A 17,857-nucleotide genomic window follows, 5' to 3' on the forward strand; every position below is an offset into this window, starting at 1 on the left:
AACGGTTCGGGCGACTGAGGCGCCCACGGCCGCGACCGTGGCCGTGGGCGTGGGCGTGAGCGACCGGCTACGAGCTACGGGAGGAGGGCCGGCCAGTCGTCACCGGTGGGCAGCGGGTGGCGGAACAGCCTGGCGGCGTTGCCACCGGCGATCAGCACGGCCTCGTGCCGCGGCAGGTCCGCGAAGCGCTTGCGCAGCAGGTCCTGCGAGTTCGGCCAGGTCGAGTCGGCGTGCGGGAAGTCCGTCTCGAACAGGATGTGGTCGATCCCGATCATGTGCCGCTGGTCGAGGGTGCCGGGGTCGTCCAGCATGCAGAAGTAGAAGTTGCGGCGCAGTACCTCACTCGGCGTCAGGTCATACGTCCACGGTGTGCCGCCACCGCCGGAGTGCTCCACCACGTAGTCGAGGCGGTTGATGGCCATCGGCACCCACCCGATGCCGCCCTCGCTCAATGCGATCTTGAGGTTCGGGTACAGCGCCGGGATACCCGCCCACACCCAGTCGATGGCCGCGCAGTACGCGCCGGCCGGGAACAGCGACGTCTGCACGTTCAGCCCGCCACCGGGCGAGCCCTGCAGGACGAAGCCGCTCGCCCCGCAGTGCAGCGAGATGACCGTGTCGGTCTCCTCGCACGCCTTGAAGAACGGCTCCCAGTGCGCGTGGTTCGTGATCGGCGGCAGCTTGAGCAGGTGCGGGGACTCCAGGAACGACACCGACGTGAAGCCGAGCTCGGCGTTGCGCCGGATCTCCTCGGCGGCGATCTTCGGATCCTTCAGCCAGGGCAGCTGCATCGGGATGAAGCGCTCCGGGTACGCGCCGTGCCACTCCTCGATCATCCAGCTGTTCCAGGCCCGGATCGCGGCGAGCCCGACCTCGGTGTCGTTGTTCATCGACAGCACCCGGCCGGTGAAACCCCACGCCCCGGACGGGAAGCACAGCGACGCCCAGATGCCGTCGAGATCCATGTCCTTGACCCGGGCATGGACGTCCCACGCCGACCGGCGCATCTCGTCGAAGTTCAGCGGGTCGAGAGTCCACTGCGACTTCGGGCGCCCGGCGACGACGCTCATCCCGTTGTCGCGGTAGAGCCGGTCGCGGTAGAGCCAGGCCTCCGAGCCGTCGGGGGTCGTGATCACCTGGGGTGCCCACTCACGCAGCTTCGCCGGGAACCGCCCGACGAAGACGTCGGCCGGCTCGGTGAGGTGATCATCGACGGAGACGATCGAGTAGCTGCGCTCCTGCGGTTCGGGGTCCCCAAGCAGCTGCCAGTTCGGCCTCGGCATCGTGAGCTCCTGGTTCTCGCCGTCGTCACGTCAGCGGTGCAGCGGCGTCAGCAGTAGTACGTAAACGCTCACTTTTGATCCTAGCCGCTCCATCACGTCCCGGACGACCGGTTCCGCCTTCGCCACACCCGAGCCGCCCACCAGCGGCAGCCAGCGCCGACGGTTCGCGCGCTCGCCACACCCCGCCTGATCCGTCAGATCGCGGCACTCGCGCCGAAGCGGCTCCAGTGCCGCAGACACTCCACCACCACCGCACGAGGGCTACCGACCGTGGAGATCCGCCAGTCGCAGTCCGCCAACGTCCGCGCGAGCCCCCAGTTCTCCTCGATCTCGTCCCGGACCGCCTGCGCGGCGGGATCGAAGGCGCTGGACCGGCGCGCGATCCTGGCCCACCTCTGCGCGGTCGGAAGCAACAGACCGATCGCGAGCACCGGTGGAAGCTCCCTGCGCAGGTAGGCCAGCTCCGCAGGCAGGCGCGGCCCCACGATCACGCTGGGCCCGCGCCTGCGTACCTCGTCGATGGCACGACGTACGAAATGGGTCTCGTCCCCCGAGCCGATCACCTGCCGGGCGTGGTCCAGAGGGCTGCGGCCGGCCTGGACCGCGCCGCTGCGCACGACGTCCCCCACCTCAACCAGGGCTCGCCCGGTGAGCTCCGCGAGCACGTTGGCCGTGGTCGACTTGCCCACGCCGGATCGGCCGACCAGCACGACCGTCACTCGAGCCGGAACAGCGCCGTCCGCCAACGCACCTGGCCGTTGGCTCTCATCGGCGCGTTCAGCTCTCGTAGTCATCCACACCGTCGCCTTCACAGGCCCGGACCCGCGCACCATGCGCCGCGAACGAGGAGACGGACGCCTCCACGTTGTCCAGGGTTCGCAGGGAGTCAGCCAGGCGGTGCGGGTCATCGGCGAAGACGACCAGGGTCGGGCCGAGGCTGGACAGAGCGACGGCGGTGGCTCCGTGGCTGGTCGCTGCCGCGCGCAGCGCCAGCACGGGATCCGGCTGCAGCTCCCACTCGGCCTGCTTGAAACCAACGCCCTGCAGGTGCGTAAGCCCGTCGGCGAACGCACGTGCGTCCTGTCTCGTGAGCGCGGGAACGAGTTCGTAGAGCGCCACCGCGGCGACCTCCCGGACCTCCGCCTCGGGTAACGGCAACCGCTCGCGGAAGAAGGCGTGCTCAGCCGGCCCGTGCAGACCTTGCAGCCCGCTCGGGCGGGCCACGACCACCGGGGGCAGGAAGCCCACGTCCCAGCGAGCGACGACTGGCGGAGGCGTCTCTCCCGGTCGGGCACTGCTGGGCAGCAGCGTGTCCCCCGGCCGCAGGATGTGACCGGCGTCGAGGATCATGCCGCCGCTCACCGCGCTGTGAATGCCGATGCCGCTGGCCCCACCACGCCCCAGGACGTGCCGATACCGCGGCCAGCCTCCGGGGAGCGCGAGAAACTCCACCAGGCCCGCCAGGAGAGCGCAGCCGAAGCTGGTCTTCGCTCCAAGGCCGACGTGCGGCGGCACGGTTTTCCGGGCCCGGACGCTGACCGGCGGAAAATCTGTCAGTGCGCGCAGCGCCCGACACACTCTGCGGGCATAGTCGACGAGTTCCACCGGAAGATCGTCGAACCGGTCACCCGCGCTGGACGCCGCGATACGGAGTGACCACGACGGTTCGCTCAGCGCGCCACCGAGGCCCATATAGGCCGTGGCATACGTCCGGGACATCTGGAGAAGGCCGAAGTGAATACGCGTCGGCGCCTCGACCGTGACCACCATGCCCGGAATAACCGCGCTCGGGAGCAAGGGCCCGCACCCTCCGACGCCGCGTCCGTGCGCGAGCTCGGCCCACCCGCACCCTGACCAACACCGACCATGCTAGTCGGAGCTACCTGAAGAACGGGAGCAGACGAATAAATTTCCTCGGCCGCACCGCAGCCAGGTCGACCACCCGGCCGCGCACAACATTCATGGCGGCGCTTTCGCCCAGGCTGACCAGCGATGAGATGCTTTCGTGATGGAAGGCGAGAGCCAGGGCTCACCTACAGGCCCTCTGGAGGAATCGGAGCTCCGCGCGCTGGCGGGCTGCTTCGCCGATCCAAGACCTGCCCGCCACCTTCTGGAAGAGGCAGGTCTGCCTGCTCAGCGGCAGCCCCCGTGGCATGGCTCCGCCCAGGAGTTCTGGTGGGAGGTGAACGGCCTGCTGCGGGCCGGCGTGATCGCGGATGGACGTGAGCGGCTACTCGCCGTCGCGCGGGCGCGGTACCCGGCGAATCCCGCTTTCGCCGGCGGAGCCACCACCGAGAACCGGCCCTGGCTTGCAGCGAGCGGAATCCGCCCGGACGCAGGACTTCTGCCTACCTTGCCGGCACGCTTCGTGGCCAGAGACGACGCAGTCACCGCGGTGCGTGATCTGTTGGCCGACCCGTCAGCCGGAGCGGTCGTCGGCCTGGTGGGCATGGGTGGCTCGGGCAAGTCGACTCTTGCACGGGCGGTGGTCCACGACCCGGCTGTGCGGGCAACGTTCCCAGACGGAATTGTCTGGGTCGACGTAAGCGCGCTGCCGGATACGGCGGCCGTCGTGGCCGCGGTCCTGGCCGCCTTCGGCGATATGGCACCACTACTCACCGTTCCGGAGGGATCTGAACGGCTACGCCGGCTGTTGGCCGGAAGAGCCTGCCTGGTCGTCGCCGACAACGTCTGGCGGGTCGACGTCCTTCGCGCGCTGCCGCTCTCCGGCGCCTCGAGGCTGTTGGTAACCAGCCGGAACCGGGACGCGCTGTTCACCGACAGCACGGTGTTCGAGGTGGGACCGGTGGCCCCGGACACCGCCTGGCGGGTGCTCACCGCCTACGCCGACTACCCGGAGAGTGAGCTACCCGCCGAGGCGGCGGACATCCTGGCCCACTGTGGGGGTCTGGTGCTGGCCTTGGCGCTGGTCGGTGGCATGGTCGCCGAGGGCCGGCCCTGGGCGAACGTCGCCGAACGACTGCGGCGTGCGGACCTCGGCCGCCTGGCAGGGCGTTTCGCCGACTATCCGCATCCTGACCTACTCGCCGCGTTGGACGCCGGCATCACCGCGCTACCCAGGGAGACAGCCGAGAGATTCCGCGAGCTGGCGGTCTTCGCCGGCCGCGGGCCGGTGCCCGCAGCCGTGGTCGTCCAGCTCTGGCAGGTCACCGGCAGGATGGATGACCTGGACGCCGATGACCTACTACGCATGTTCGCCCGCCGTTGTCTGGTGCAGATCGATCCGCGTGCGGATACGGTCGGGGTACACGATCTGCTTTTCGACTACGCACGCTCGGGCCTGTCCGGGTCTCGGCTCGCCGAACTGCACGGCGTGATGGCGGACATTCTTGTCAACCGTTGGGGCGGCCTGGCGCAGGCGCTCCCCGGGTTGCGGGATTTCGCCCGGCTCGACCTGGTGGACCAGTACGGCGTCGGAGCCCTGGTAATTCATCTTCTCGGTACCGGCCGCCGCGACCTGGTAGAACAGCTGTTGACAATCCAGTGGGACACCGGCACCGGCGGCGTGGAGAATGCCTGGTACGCCACCCACGAGAGCCTCGGGCGAACCGGCGACTATCTCGGCGACATCCGCGCCGCCTGGGCAGACGTGGAAAGCGAGACCGACGCGGCGTTTACTGCGGGCCGAGGCGGCGGCGGAATCGCAGGCGAGATCACCTACGCATTGATCACCGGCTCCATCGCGAGCATCGCGGCGAACATCCCACCGACGCTGCTGGTGCGCCTGGTCGCGGACGGGCTCTGGCCGGTGTCACGTGCCCTGGCGTACGCGCTGACAAACCCCGACGCCGCATCCATGGCCGAGACGTTGGGCGGTCTGGTCGTAGAGGTGCCCTTCGACGAGCGCCGGGCGCTGGTACAGCAGGCCCTCGGCGCGGCGGCCTCGATCGAGGACCCGTATGCCCGGGCAGACGCGCTCGGTGCCCTGTCAGTCCGCCTGCCGGCCGAGTTCCTCCTGCACATGGTCGACGCCGCGATCACCATCGAGGATCCAAGACGCCGAGTCCAGGTACTCGCCGACGTGGCCGTGCGCCTCACGGCGGACGAACGCGCCCTGGTGGTCCGACGCGCCGTGCGGTCCGCCGCCGGCATCGACCCGGTTCCCCGTACCCGCGCTCTCGCGTACCTGGCGCGGTGCCTGCCCGCCGCCGAGGCCAGGCCGATCTATTCCCAGGCAATCGACAGTGCGCTGACAATCGACGACCAACATGCACAGACTCGGGTACTGGCAGGCCTCGCCGAGCATCTAACTCTGGATCTTGTGCGACAGACCGCCAGCCGGGCCGCCTCGCTGGACCCCCCGGCGAAGGCCGCGGCGCTCGCCGAGGTGGCCTCGCGGTTCCCGTCCGACGAACGCCTGCTGCTGCTCGAACAGGCAGTCGACGCCGCCAGCGCCATCGACGACCCCTACTCCCGCACCCGCGCCCTCACCGTCATCACCCCGCACCTACCCACCAACCTCCTCACCCGCGCCGCCACCGCCGCCACCACCATCGACGACCCGGCGTCTCGCGCTCGGGCACTGGCGGACCTGGCCGAATGCCTGCCCTCGACCGGGACGGCGCCGACATCCGAGGTTCCGTTTCCCCCGGTTACGCGCCTGGACGGCGACCAGATACCCAGCAGGATGAACGCCGCACCGGACAGCGAAAACGAGCTGCGGCGAGCTGTCGAGGCGGCCGAGACTGCCGCATCAGCGATCAAGGCCCCGTACTTCCGTGCGGAGATGTTGGGGGAACTTGCCGCGCAGCTGACCGCGGACGAGCGCCGACCACTGCTGGCAAGGGCGGTTGATGCCGCGGCCGCTGTCGATGATCCGTACTCGCGCGCACGTGCGCTCGGGGCGATTGCGCCTTATCTGACCGGCGATCTGCTGGCGCGGGCGGTGGCGGCCGCCGCGGCGATCGACGACCCGTTCTCCCGCGTTCACGCGCTCACCGCGATCGCGTTGGCGGCGTGCCGAAGCGGCGCCTCACCGGCCCCCGCCCTCTGGCGAACGGCATTGCGCAGTGCCGCGCAGGTGGATCGGCGCAGTGTCACGGCGGTTCTGCCTGCCGTCCTCGCGCACGACCCACAGACACTCGTCCGTCGGGCGCGCGAGTCGCTTCACCAGGTTCAGAGGTGGTGGCCTTGACATGTTTCCCGTGCCAGCAGACCAAACCCTCGGTGGCTGGCGAGGCTGGCGAGGCTGGCGAGGCTGGCGAGGCTGGCGAGGCCGTTTACCAGACCGGGATCTCCTGACCGGGGTAGGCAACCTCACCCAACCGGCCAAGATGCGGGACCCGCAGCTGCGGATCGTCCAGTTCCACCAGCCGGCGCAGTTCCAGGTCTCGCAGAATCCGCTGCGCCGCCGGACGGCTCATTCCGCTCAGCTCGGCGAGGTCGGCCACGACGAACGGCGGCGGAAGGACGCATCCGCGGCCGTCACGGATTCCGTAGGTGACGGCCAGCTCCGCGAGCACTCGCGCGAACCTGGTTGGCTCGGCCTCCTTGCTGTCCAGCGCCCGCCTGCCGTGATAGCGGTTCCGGTGGCCGTCGGTGGCGTCCAGCGCCGTCATGAAATCGACGTCCCGACGCAGGCCGAAATAGGCCTCGCGCGAGAACTGCCGGGCCCAGACGCGCTCCGCAGCGGTGACGGTCGCCGACCGCGGAAGTCCGTCCTTGGCCGCCAGTTCGCCGATCGTGTCCCCGGCGCCGCGCATGTCGATCAGAGACGAACGCCCTTCGAACCCGCGTTTCGTGACTCGCACGAAGCCGCCGAGCAGAAGAATCATGTGTGTTGTGCGTTCGCCCTCGGCGAGCAGCACCTCGTCCGGCTGGTAGGTCCGGGGAACGCCGAGCTGAACCACACGGGCCCGCGCCACCGGCGACAACTGCGCGAGCAGTGTGCCGGACGACCATTCGGCGCTGTCGAGGTCAGCCATTCCGGTACCTGCGCACCGTCTTGCTGGTATCGCGCAGGGTTGGCACCGCGCCGGGCCACGGGCAGCTCCTACTCACGGTAGATGACCGTATCGCCCTTTCCTCCACGGGTCCGCCGGCGGTGCGCCGGACCCGCCGCACCTGCCTCACGTACCGGGATAGCCGGACGGGAACACACCGTGCAGACGACGAGTGGCCTCCGCCGTCCGCGCGGCCAGCTCCGCGCCGATGGTGTTGATCAGTGCGCCGGTGAGTGCCTCGCCGCCCAGATGCAGGAAGACGATGAACCGGGTCCGCGCCGAGCTGTCGAACACCGGCGCGCCGATCAGGCCGACGACATACGACTGATCCTCGGCGATCGCCCCGTAGCCGTACTGGATGTCCTCCAAGCCGCCAGCAGCGGGCTCGCTGCCGGTGGGGTCGCTGCCGGTGGGGTCGGGCCCGGGCTCGGTGAAACGCTCGGACACGCGACCCGGTTGGGTTGCGACGTCGCCATCCAGATCGGCGATCATCGAGAGGATCGCGCTCGGCGTGAGCAGGCCGATCCCTTCGACGCCGAAGCCGCGACGCCGAGTGTGGGCCAGCAGCTCGGGCAGGTCCAGGTGCCGCGCGGCCCGCGGTGTGCGGGCCTGCCAGGCCGCGAGGTCCTCGTCCGACGCCCAAGCGGTGATCAGCAGGCCGAACGGAGGCGCGAAGGGGTACCGGACGCCGATCACCGCTTCGACGAAGCGCTCCGACGGGCCGAAACGGTGCGCCATGACGAGCTCGTCATGGTCGCGCATGTGGATCGAGCACCCGTAGCCGAGTGACCAGCTGAGCGGTTCGAGCTGGTGGGCGAGCGCGCGCAGGGCCGGGAACCTGGCGTCCGCGGCCTTGCCGAGGGCGAGGAGCGCGGGGCCCGGGGTGTAGCTCTTGTCGGATTCGTCCCGGACCACCAGCGCCGAGTGACGCAGCTCATTGAGGATCGCCAGCGCCGTGCTCGGGACGAGGCCGAGCTCCCGGGCAACCTCCGCGAGGGTCCACGAGCGGTCCGGGTGGGCGCCGAGAAGCTCCAGGATGCGGATCACCCGTCGCGTCGGTGGTGACACCCGATCACTACGGGTGTCGGCGGGGAGAGCTGTGTTGCGCGCCGTCATCGCTCCTCACTCAGGGCCATGGCGTGGTCGACACCCGACAGTCTGCCCGAGTCGCCTCGGTCGCCTACCGGCTCACTACCAGCGTTGGCGGACAGCCTTGACAGACGAGGAAGCGAGTTGCGATATTGCAACACGCTACTTCACCAATCCGATCGAAATTATCCGGCGAATCGACGGACCCCGCGGAGGGCTGACGTGACCACGATCGAGGCTCCCACCACCCTGCTCCGAGTCGAGCCCATCCACCCCACGATCGGCGCGGTCGTGCACGGCGTCGACGCCAGCCGACCGCTCGACCCCGCGACCGTCGCGTTCGTCCGCCAGGCCCTGCTCGACCACAAGGCGATCTTCCTGCGTGGCCAGCACCTCGACCTGGAGCAGCAGGGCCGGTTCGCGGAGCACTTCGGCGACCTGACGCCGCACCCCATCCAGGAGCTCGCCGGCGGCTACCCCGACTTCGAGTGGCTGATGCAGCAGAGCATCCGCACCCGCGCCGAGGGCTGGCACTCCGACATGGCCTTCCTGCCGGAGCCGCCGTTCGCGACGCTGCTGACCCTCCCGGTGATCCCGCCGGTGGGCGGCGACACGCTGTTCCTCGACCTCGAGGCCGCCTACAACGACCTCTCCGAGCCGGTTCGCACGCTCGTGGACGACCTCACGGTGATCCACTACGCCGACAACTTCCAGGACTGGGCGTGGGGCCCGAACGTCGACGAGGCAACGCGCAACCAGATCCTCTCCTGGGCGGCCCGCCCGGTCGAGCATCCGCTGGTGCGGGTGCACCCGGAGACGGGGCGCCGGACGCTGTTCGCCGTGACCGGCTTCGCCCGGCGGATCAAGGGCCTGACCGAGACGGAGAGCAAGGGCATCCTCGACCTGCTCGCCGCGCACGTCTCGCGCACCGAGTACGTCGCGCGGTTCAGGTGGAGCCCCGGCGACATCGCCTTCTGGGACAACCGCACGGTGCTGCACCGGGCCTCGATCGACTTCGGCGACGCCCCCCGGCCACTCCAGCGCGTGACCATCAACGAGTTCGCCGTCAACAGCTGACGGACAACCATCCACACATTCACCGAAAGAACTGCTGTGACTACTGAGTTTCCCGGCGGACGCCGGTCCCTCCGCGCCCGCCGCGCCCGACTCCCGCTGCTCGCCATGCTGGTCGCCCTGGTGGCACTGTTCGCGGCCGCCTGCGGGAGCGACGACGAAACCGAGGCGACGTCCGACGCGACGGCACCAGCCGCCTCCGCCGGTGCCAGTGCCGCCGCCGTCGACCTCACCGGTGTCACGCTGCACGTCGGCGACCAGTACAACATCCTCAAGTCGCAGCTCGAGGCAGCCGGCGTGCTCGACGACGCCCCGTACAAGGTCGAGTGGAGCCAGTTCCAGGGCGGCCCCGCGGTCATCGCGGCGGAGACCGGCGGCGACGTCGACCTGGGCATGATGGGCGAGACGCCGGTCGTCTTCGCCCAGGCGGCGAACAGCCCGGTGAAGGTCGTCGGGGTCTCGAAGATCAGCGATCCGGCGAAGTACAACTTCGCCCTGATCGTCAAGAACGACTCCCCGATCCGCACCATCGCCGACCTCAGGGGCAAGAAGATCCTGAACTCGCAGGGCACGGTGTCGCAGTACCTCATCGGCAGGGTGCTGGAGAAGGCCGGCCTGACGACGAAGGACGTAGAGCTGGTCAACATCCAGCAGGGTGCGCAGGCCGCCTACGACCGGGGCGACGTCGACGTCTCCGGCAGCGGCGGGGCGCCGCTGGTCACCACCCTGGCCAAGGGCCAGGACCGGGTCCTCATCTCCGGCGCGGGTCTGCTGCCCGGGTTCAACTATCTCGTCGCCCGCGACGGAGCGCTGTCCGACCCGAAGACCAGCGCCGCCCTCGGCGACTTCCTCGGCCGGGTCGCCAGGTCCCAGGACTGGTACAACGCCAACCCGGACAAGGCCGCCGAGATCGTCAAGCCGATCTACAAGGTCGACGACGCGATCGCCAGGAAGATCGTCACCCTCGCGCCGTTCAGGTACGTGCCGATCGACAGCGCCATCATCGACGCCCACCAGTCCGAGGCCGACTTCTTCACCGAGCAGGGCGTGCTGAAGTCGACCGTCGACGCCGCGAAGGTCTTCGACGACCGCTACAACCCAGTCATCACAGAAGCCACCTCAGGCAAGTCATGACCGATCTGCCCGTCGCGGGGGTGGCCTCTGCCACCCCCGCACCACCACCGGCCCCCGCCACAATCACAAAGCCCTCCCCCGCCACAAAGCTCTCCGACACACACGCCCCAGCGTCGGACGCCGCTCCGGCTCCCGGGCTCGTCCAGCCGCGCGCGGCCAGGAGGCGCGGGCATGGCCGGGGCCTCACGCTCGTCCTGCGGGCGCTGCTGCCACTGGCGCTGTTCGGCCTGTGGTGGTGGGGAACGGAGACGGGCTGGATCTCCGCCAACGTCCTCGTCTCCCCGCCGGAGGTCGTCAGGACGTTCGGCGACCTGGTCAGCGAGGACCACCTGTTCCACCAGCTGTGGGTCTCGCTGAGCCTGTCGCTGCGCGGCGCGCTCATCGGCGGCAGCCTCGGCCTGCTGTTCGGCGCGGTCGCCGGCCTGTGGCGCATCGGCGAGGAGCTGCTCGACGCGACCATGCAGATGCTGCGCACCATCCCGTTCCTCGCGGTGGTGCCGCTGTTCATCGTCTGGCTCGGCATCGGTGACACGCCGAAGGTGCTGCTGATCTCGCTGGCCACGCTGTTCCCGATGTACCTGAACACCTACAACGGCGTCCGCAACGTCGACCGGCGCGTCATCGAGGCGATGGACGTCTTCGGCCTGCGCGGTGCCCGCCTGGTCGCCAAGGTGATCATCCCGCTGGCGCTGCCGTCCATCCTCACCGGCCTGCGGTTCTGCCTGGGTGTCTCCGTGCTCGCCCTGATCGCCGCCGAACAGATCAACTCCAGCGCCGGCCTCGGCTACCTCATGTACCAGGCGCAGTCGCTGCAGCAGGTGGACATCCTGGTCGTGGTGCTGGCGATCTACGCGATCCTCGGCCTGCTGTCCGACCTCATCGTCCGCGTCCTGGAGAAGGTCCTCATGCCCTGGCACCGAGGAGTGGCCGCCAGATGACCGTCACCTCAGACCCGACCTCGGCCTCAGACCGGGCCTCGGCCTCAGACCGGGCCTCGGCCTCGGCCTCGGCTTCGGCTTCGGCTTCGGTGGCACCGTCGGCCGCGGCCTCGGCTGCGGCCGAGGAACAGCTGACCGTGCGGGTCCGGGACGTGCGCAAGACGTTCGCCCGCCCCGTCCTCGACGGGATCGGCCTCGACATCCACGCCGGCGAGTTCGTCGCGCTGCTCGGCGCCAGCGGGAGCGGAAAGACCACACTGCTGCGCATCCTCGCCGGCCTCGAAGCCGCCGACAGCGGCAGCGTCTGGGTTCCCCCGACCCGCACCGTGGTCTTCCAGGAACCCCGGCTGGTGCCGTCGCAGCGGGTCTGGCGCAACGTCGTCGTCGGGCGCCGCGGCGGGCGAAGCGGTCGGGCCGCCGCCCGGGCCGCACTCGCCGAGGTCGGTCTGGAGGACTGGGAGAACGCCTGGCCGGCCACTCTCTCCGGCGGCCAGGCCCAGCGGGTGGCACTGGCCCGCGCGCTCGTCCGGGAACCGCAGCTGCTGCTGCTCGACGAGCCGTTCGCCGCCCTCGACGCCCTGACCCGCATCAGGATGCGCCAGCTCATCGGCGATCTGTGCGCCCGGCACCGCCCGGCCGTCCTGCTGGTCACCCATGACGTCGACGAGGCCATCGTGCTCGCCGACCGCGTTGTCGTCCTCACCGACGGGCAGATCTCCCTCGACCGCCGCATCGACCTGCCCCGGCCCCGCTCCGTGGGCGACCCCGGCTTCGCCGAGTTCCACCGGCTGCTACTCGCCGAGCTCGGCGTCCACGAGCACTGATCCCTTTTCAGCCCCACACCCGACCAAGCCGCGTGCCGGCCCACCTGACTCGACCCGCCAGCGCGTGGGCCGGCGGGAAGGGGCGCGCAGGTCTGGACACACCATCGACGGCCGCGTCGTCCCGCGCTCCGCGGCGTAGGCCGCGCTCAGGCCGGCCTGGCAGCGCCGACGTGGCCGGTGAGGTCGGTACCCAGAGCCCGGACCAGTTCGTCGACGTTGCGGCGGCCCCGGCCATAGTCGACGAGTGTCCCCCGCAGACGCGGGACGCTGCGGATCGTCACCTCGGTGTCGTCCGCGCTCGGATGGACGTCCACCGTGATTCGCTCGCCCCAGGACTGCATGTTCGCCCGCGTACGCGCCACCACATGCACGCCGTCGTCGGCGACGACCCGCGCCGACAGAACAGGAAGGATTTCCAGCACCCGCCGGTGCACCACCGCGGGGTCCGCGGGGACGCGGACAACCGACGTGACCCGCGGTGAGAAATCTCTACCCAGCCCCCGATACCTGTACAGAGTGATACTGCCGAACACAACCGACATGAACACCCCGAAGAACAGCCCTGCCAGCAGCCCGACCTGCACCTCGCCGGATTCCAGACCGGCCAACAGACCGAATGGCAGACCCATCCCGAGAAGCAGCTTCAGGTAGAGACGAACGACGTGCACCAGGCCCCCTGTCGATAGCGTGTCGAACGCCCCGGTCGGGCGTCAACGCGAAAGCCGTTCTGCCGCAGACGGTCCCTCGCCGCGTCGAGCTCGTCATCGTAGAAGAGACAGGAGAATCGCGGATCCAGCACGGCGGCCGCCACGGTCAGGTCGAGCCTGCCTCGCTCCCAGAGCACGGTGAACCCCTCAGCGGGCCGAGCATTCCCAATCGGCCTGCTGGCCGCCGCCAGGCCACCGACGCCCTCGACCATCTGAAGGAAATAGCCGGCCCGGTAACCGGCTTCCTTCCAGGCTCGACGACAGATGTCGAGCCGCACGCCGTGAAAGGCGCCCTCCCTCTCGTTCACCAGCCGATTCCCCCCGCTTCCGCGCAGCCGCGATTCTAGCGCCCAATGCCCCATCCGTCCGCCGTGCGGCCTTTCCCCTCGCCATCCACCCACCCGTTCACGACATCTGTCCGCCACCTGCCCGCCGGTTCGCCGTCCATCCTCCGTCCGCCGTCCATCCGTCACTGTCTTCCGTCATCCGTCCGCCGGGGCGGGGTCCACCTTCCCCACCGCCCCACCATCCCCACCGCCCCCGCCGTGCGGCCACCGCGCGCGACCGCCCACTGCTGTCACCCACCGGTCAGGGCCGCGTCGACAGCTCCTTTCTCGCGCACACAGGCACCTCGCGACCTGCCGACCACGACCCTGCCCAACAAAGTGACATGAGCGTCTGAAACCTGAATCAGATCTATCCATTGGACGGATCAAAGGCGTATCGCGAACCCGCAAGTCGGACCGCACCCTGCCACAGACGCCCCATCCGCCCCGGTCACCGGTCCCGCAGCGGCACGTCAATGGCCGACGAAACCACCGCACCGCCACTACCAGCACCTTCAGAGCTGCCCGCGAGGCCTACAGGCCGTGGAACGGGCGAAAATCCGCGTCCGACAGACCAAGAACGCGACACGAAACCGTTACCTCAGCTCGCTATATCTTCCCGAAAAACTGCCACTCGAAGACTTGCGGAACCTGAACCGACATGGATGTCGAGATTCCACGGGGAAGAGACCACAAGGGGCCGTTTAGGCGCGGGAACGCGACGAACGCGCGGACACCGAGAGCTGGCCGGTACTGTCAGATCCCTCCGAAAGATCGGCCATGCAGGCTGCCGTCAGGCGAGGAGCCCTCGCCTGACGCGGGCACTGAAGCCGGGCCGGACCGGGCGGGGCCTGCGCCGGGCGGGGCCTGCGCCGGGCGGGGGGCGACCCGGGGCGAACCCAGCTCCGGCATCGAGGACCGGCCGGAGGACCGGACGCTAGGTAACGCCAGCCGGACGTGGCACGATTTCGGGGGTGACGAGCAGACCCACCGCAGCGCAGCAGATGCGCGAGATGGAGCGGCTCCGTGACCTTGCGCGACTGCGGCGCGTACGCGACCGGATCGACCGGGAGTACGCGCAGCCGCTGGACGTCGAGGCGCTCGCCCGCGGCGTGCACATGTCGGCCGGGCACCTCAGCCGCCAGTTCCGCCTTGCCTACGGGGAGGCTCCGTACGCCTACCTGATGACCCGGCGCATCGAACGCGCCATGGCACTGCTGCGCCGTGGTGATCTCAGCGTCACCGACGTCTGCTTCGCGGTCGGGTGCTCGTCACTGGGCACTTTCAGCACCAGGTTCACCGAGCTGGTCGGGGTGCCGCCGAGCGTCTACCGGCGTCAGGCCGCCGAGGCGGAGGCGAGGTCACGGATCGAAGCCGCAGGCGCGGCGGCCACGAGCACACCGGTCACAGGCACACCGGTCGCGGACACACCGACCGCGGAGATCGCGGGCCTGCTGCCGTGCGTCGCGAAGCAGGTGAGCAGGCCCGTCCGGAGCAGACCGGTCAGGAATCGAGAAGCGCAGGTCACGGAGCCGCGCCTAGCGTGACGGCCATGGACATCAGCATTCACTCCACCTTCCTTCCGCACACCGACCCGGAGGCCTCGCTCGCGTTCTACCGTGACGTCCTCGGCTTCGAGGTCCGCAACGACGTCGGCGGTGGCACGATGCGCTGGATCACCGTCGGCCCCGCGGGCCAGCCGGGCACCTCGATCGTGCTGCACCCGCCGGTCGTCGACCCGGGGGTCACCGACGACGAGCGCCGCGTCGTCCACGAGATGATGGCGAAGGGCACCTACGCCATGATCGTTCTGGCCACCAAGGATCTGGACGGCGCCTTCGAGCGGCTGCAGTCCGGCGATGTCGAGATCGTCCAGGAGCCGACCGAGCAGCCGTACGGGGTGCGCGACTTCGCCGTGCGCGACCCCGCGGGCAACATGGTCCGCGTCAACGAGGTCCGCTGACAGACGAAGCTGACCGACGAGAAGTCCCGCGACGCACGCCCTGCACGCCCAGCTCTGTTTGGAGGCACGTTGACCACGGCCGCGAGATCAGAAACGTCCTCGCCCGCACCTGAACCCGCGCCGCACGCCGCCGACAGCCATGATCTGATCCGCGTGCAGGGCGCGCGGGTGAACAACCTCAAGGATGTCAGCGTCGAGATCCCGAAACGCAGGCTCACGGTGTTCACCGGGGTCTCCGGCTCGGGCAAGAGCTCGCTGGTGTTCGGCACGATCGCCGCCGAGTCACAGCGGATGATCAACGAGACGTACAGCGCCTTCGTCCAGGGTTTCATGCCGACGGTGGCCCGTCCCGAGGTGGACGTCCTCGAAGGCCTGACGACCGCGATCATCGTCGACCAGCAGCGGATGGGCGCCGACCCCCGTTCCACCGTCGGCACCGCCACCGACACGGGCGCCATGCTGCGCATCCTGTTCAGCCGGCTCGGGCAGCCACATGCCGGGCCGCCGAACGCGTACTCGTTCAACGTGCCGTCCGTCCGGGCGAGCGGTGCGATGACGGTCGAGCGCGGTAACAGCAGGACGGTGACGAAGACATTCACCCGCGCCGGCGGCATGTGCCCAAGGTGTGAGGGGCGGGGCGCGGTCACCGACATCGACCTCACCCAGCTCTTCGACGAAACGAAGACGCTGGCCGAGGGGGCGATCACCGTCCCGGGCTTCAGCGCCGACGGCTGGTACGGGCGCATCTTCGCCGCGGTGGTTCCCGCGGACGTCCCGATCGCCAGGTTCACCAAGAGGCAACGCGAGGAGTTCCTGTACGGCGAGGCCCGCCGCATCAAGGTCGACAACATCAACCTGACCTACGAGGGGCTGGTCCCCCGCATCCAGAAGTCGTTCCTCGCCAAGGACGTCGACTCCCTGCAGCCGCACGTCCGCGCGTTCGTGGAACGGGCCGTCACCTTCACCACCTGCCCCGAGTGCGACGGCACCCGCCTGGGCGAGGCAGCCCGGTCGTCCCGGATCGGCAGGTCCGGTGGCGCGGACGGGTCCGGCGGGATCAGCATCGCCGACGCCTGCGCGATGCAGATCAGCGACCTGGCCGACTGGGTCCGCGGCCTCGACGAGCCGTCGGTGGCGCCGCTGCTCGCGGCGCTGGCGCACGCCCTCGACGCGTTCGTGGAGATCGGGCTGGGCTACCTCTCCCTCGACCGGCCATCGGGCACGCTGTCCGGCGGTGAGGCGCAGCGGGTCAAGATGATCCGCCATCTCGGCTCCTCACTCACCGACGTCACCTACGTCTTCGACGAGCCGACCATCGGCCTGCACCCGCATGACATCGAGCGGATGAACCAGCTGCTGCTGCGGCTGCGCGACAAGGGCAACACGGTGCTTGTCGTCGAGCACAAGCCGGAGACGATCGCCATCGCCGACCACGTCGTCGACCTCGGCCCCGGCGCGGGTTCGGCGGGCGGCAGCGTCTGCTTCGAGGGCACCCTCGACGAGCTGCGCGCCAGCGACACCGTCACCGGCCGCCACCTCGACGACCGCACCGTGCTCAAGGACTCGGTGCGCACACCCACCGGCCAGCTGCCGATCCGCGGCGCGGCGACGCACAACCTGCGTGACGTGGACGTCGACATCCCGCTCGGCGTGCTGGTCGTCGTCACCGGCGTCGCCGGTTCCGGCAAGAGCTCACTCGTGCACGGGTCGATCCCGCCCGGAGCGGGGGTGGTGTCGATCGACCAGAGCGCGATCCGCGGCTCCCGCCGCAGCAACCCGGCGACGTACACCGGGCTGCTCGACCCGATCCGCAAGGCGTTCGCCAAGGCCAACGGGGTGAAGCCGGCGCTGTTCAGCGCCAACTCCGAGGGTGCCTGCCCCACCTGCAACGGCGTCGGCGTCGTTTACACCGACCTGGGGATGATGGCCGGCGTCGCCAGCCTCTGCGAGGAGTGCGAGGGGCGGCGCTACCAGGCGTCCGTGCTGGAGCACCATCTCGGCGGCCGCGACATCAGCGAGGTGCTCGCGATGCCGGTGGCGGAGGCCACCGAGTTCTTCGGCGCCGGCGAGGCACGGACCCCGGCCGCGCACCGGATCCTGACGCGGCTCGGCGACGTCGGCCTGGGCTACCTGAGCCTCGGCCAGCCGCTCACCACCCTGTCCGGCGGTGAGCGGCAACGGTTGCGGCTGGCCACCCAGATGGCCACCGACGGCGGCGTCTACGTCCTCGACGAGCCGACCACCGGCCTGCACCTGGCCGACGTCGAGCAGCTGCTGGGCCTGCTCGACCGGCTCGTCGACGCGGGCCGGTCGGTCATCGTCATCGAGCATCACCAGGCTGTCATGGCGCACGCGGACTGGATCATCGATCTCGGCCCCGGCGCCGGCCACGACGGCGGCCGCGTCGTCTTCGAGGGCACCCCGGCCGACCTCGTCGCCGCCCGCTCCACCCTCACCGGCGAACACCTCGCGGCCTACATCAGCACCTGATCTGTGCCTGCTGGACCAGGCCTTGGCCGCGCCTGGTCCAGCAGGCAAAGCACAGCACAGCCAAGG

The 17,857-nt window shown here is 69.8% G+C and carries 15 protein-coding genes; 8 read left to right on the top strand and 7 right to left on the bottom strand.

Annotated elements, in window-relative coordinates; all coding sequences use genetic code 11:
• Positions 1 to 74: 74 nt before the first annotated feature.
• From ACG83_RS01305 to ACG83_RS01315, 3 genes are all read right to left on the bottom strand, one after another.
• Positions 75 to 1,283: an amidohydrolase family protein gene (locus ACG83_RS01305; protein WP_054564324.1), complete on the bottom strand. Its 1,209-nt coding sequence runs from the start codon at positions 1,281 to 1,283 to the stop codon at positions 75 to 77.
• A gap of 194 nt (positions 1,284 to 1,477) precedes the next feature.
• Positions 1,478 to 2,077 carry a hypothetical protein gene (locus ACG83_RS01310; protein ID WP_131830961.1) on the bottom strand — a complete coding sequence of 200 codons (600 nt, stop codon included), beginning with the start codon at positions 2,075 to 2,077 and terminating at the stop codon, positions 1,478 to 1,480.
• The gene (locus ACG83_RS01315) at positions 2,061 to 3,053 is read right to left on the bottom strand and encodes a beta-ribofuranosylaminobenzene 5'-phosphate synthase family protein (protein WP_054564326.1); all 993 of its coding nucleotides are present in this window, start codon (positions 3,051 to 3,053) and stop codon (positions 2,061 to 2,063) included. The genes ACG83_RS01310 and ACG83_RS01315 overlap by 17 nt, the downstream gene beginning before the upstream one ends.
• 238 nt (positions 3,054 to 3,291) lie before the next feature.
• Here ACG83_RS01315 and ACG83_RS01320 point away from each other — a divergent pair, with 238 nt between their 5' ends.
• Positions 3,292 to 6,438: an NB-ARC domain-containing protein gene (locus tag ACG83_RS01320; RefSeq protein ID WP_083472957.1), complete on the top strand. Its 3,147-nt coding sequence runs from the start codon at positions 3,292 to 3,294 to the stop codon at positions 6,436 to 6,438.
• Between the two features lie 85 nt (positions 6,439 to 6,523).
• Here the strand turns inward: ACG83_RS01320 and ACG83_RS01325 are convergent, their stop codons facing one another.
• Positions 6,524 to 7,228 carry a Crp/Fnr family transcriptional regulator gene (locus ACG83_RS01325; protein WP_054564328.1) on the bottom strand — a complete coding sequence of 235 codons (705 nt, stop codon included), beginning with the start codon at positions 7,226 to 7,228 and terminating at the stop codon, positions 6,524 to 6,526.
• Between the two features lie 144 nt (positions 7,229 to 7,372).
• The gene (locus ACG83_RS01330; protein ID WP_054564329.1) at positions 7,373 to 8,362 is read right to left on the bottom strand and encodes a helix-turn-helix domain-containing protein; all 990 of its coding nucleotides are present in this window, start codon (positions 8,360 to 8,362) and stop codon (positions 7,373 to 7,375) included.
• A gap of 195 nt (positions 8,363 to 8,557) precedes the next feature.
• On the opposite strand from ACG83_RS01330, the gene ACG83_RS01335 reads away from it, so the two are divergent.
• From ACG83_RS01335 to ACG83_RS01350, 4 genes are read left to right on the top strand one after another with little or no spacing between them, the layout of a single operon-like run.
• On the top strand, positions 8,558 to 9,412 hold the full coding sequence (locus tag ACG83_RS01335; protein ID WP_054564330.1) for a TauD/TfdA family dioxygenase: 855 nt from the start codon (positions 8,558 to 8,560) through the stop codon (positions 9,410 to 9,412).
• A 36-nt stretch (positions 9,413 to 9,448) separates the two neighbouring features.
• Positions 9,449 to 10,543, top strand: a complete 1,095-nt coding sequence (locus tag ACG83_RS01340; RefSeq protein ID WP_235497500.1) for an ABC transporter substrate-binding protein — start codon at positions 9,449 to 9,451, stop codon at positions 10,541 to 10,543.
• Positions 10,540 to 11,481 (top strand): ABC transporter permease, encoded by a 942-nt coding sequence (locus tag ACG83_RS01345; protein WP_083472959.1) that lies wholly within the window; start codon positions 10,540 to 10,542, stop codon positions 11,479 to 11,481. Before ACG83_RS01340 ends, ACG83_RS01345 begins: the two co-directional genes overlap by 4 nt.
• A complete protein-coding gene (locus ACG83_RS01350; protein WP_235497502.1) occupies positions 11,478 to 12,305 on the top strand; it encodes an ABC transporter ATP-binding protein in 828 nt (275 codons plus the stop codon). The genes ACG83_RS01345 and ACG83_RS01350 overlap by 4 nt, the downstream gene beginning before the upstream one ends.
• Before the next feature lie 146 nt (positions 12,306 to 12,451).
• Here ACG83_RS01350 and ACG83_RS01355 read toward each other — a convergent pair whose 3' ends face one another.
• Both ACG83_RS01355 and ACG83_RS01360 read right to left on the bottom strand, forming a co-directional pair.
• Entirely contained in the window at positions 12,452 to 12,973 is a 522-nt protein-coding gene (locus ACG83_RS01355) for a hypothetical protein (protein ID WP_063792962.1), read from the bottom strand.
• Positions 12,949 to 13,320 (bottom strand): hypothetical protein, encoded by a 372-nt coding sequence (locus tag ACG83_RS01360; protein WP_198955425.1) that lies wholly within the window; start codon positions 13,318 to 13,320, stop codon positions 12,949 to 12,951. Before ACG83_RS01360 ends, ACG83_RS01355 begins: the two co-directional genes overlap by 25 nt.
• A 1,022-nt stretch (positions 13,321 to 14,342) precedes the next feature.
• Between ACG83_RS01360 and ACG83_RS01365 the strand changes: the two genes are divergently transcribed.
• The 3 genes from ACG83_RS01365 to ACG83_RS01375 all read left to right on the top strand — a co-directional run bounded on the left by ACG83_RS01365 (position 14,343) and on the right by ACG83_RS01375 (position 17,791).
• Positions 14,343 to 14,885, top strand: a complete 543-nt coding sequence (locus ACG83_RS01365; RefSeq protein WP_054564333.1) for a helix-turn-helix transcriptional regulator — start codon at positions 14,343 to 14,345, stop codon at positions 14,883 to 14,885.
• Positions 14,886 to 14,890: 5 nt separating this feature from the next.
• On the top strand, positions 14,891 to 15,301 hold the full coding sequence (locus ACG83_RS01370; protein WP_054565335.1) for a VOC family protein: 411 nt from the start codon (positions 14,891 to 14,893) through the stop codon (positions 15,299 to 15,301).
• Between the two features lie 69 nt (positions 15,302 to 15,370).
• Complete coding sequence (locus ACG83_RS01375; RefSeq protein WP_054564334.1) at positions 15,371 to 17,791, top strand: excinuclease ABC subunit UvrA; 2,421 nt, start codon at positions 15,371 to 15,373, stop codon at positions 17,789 to 17,791.
• The last annotated feature ends 66 nt before the right edge of the window (positions 17,792 to 17,857 follow it).

Origin of the sequence: Frankia sp. R43, from assembly GCF_001306465.1 — a bacterium.
In the GTDB taxonomy this organism is placed as follows: domain Bacteria; phylum Actinomycetota; class Actinomycetes; order Frankiales; family Frankiaceae; genus Parafrankia; species Parafrankia irregularis.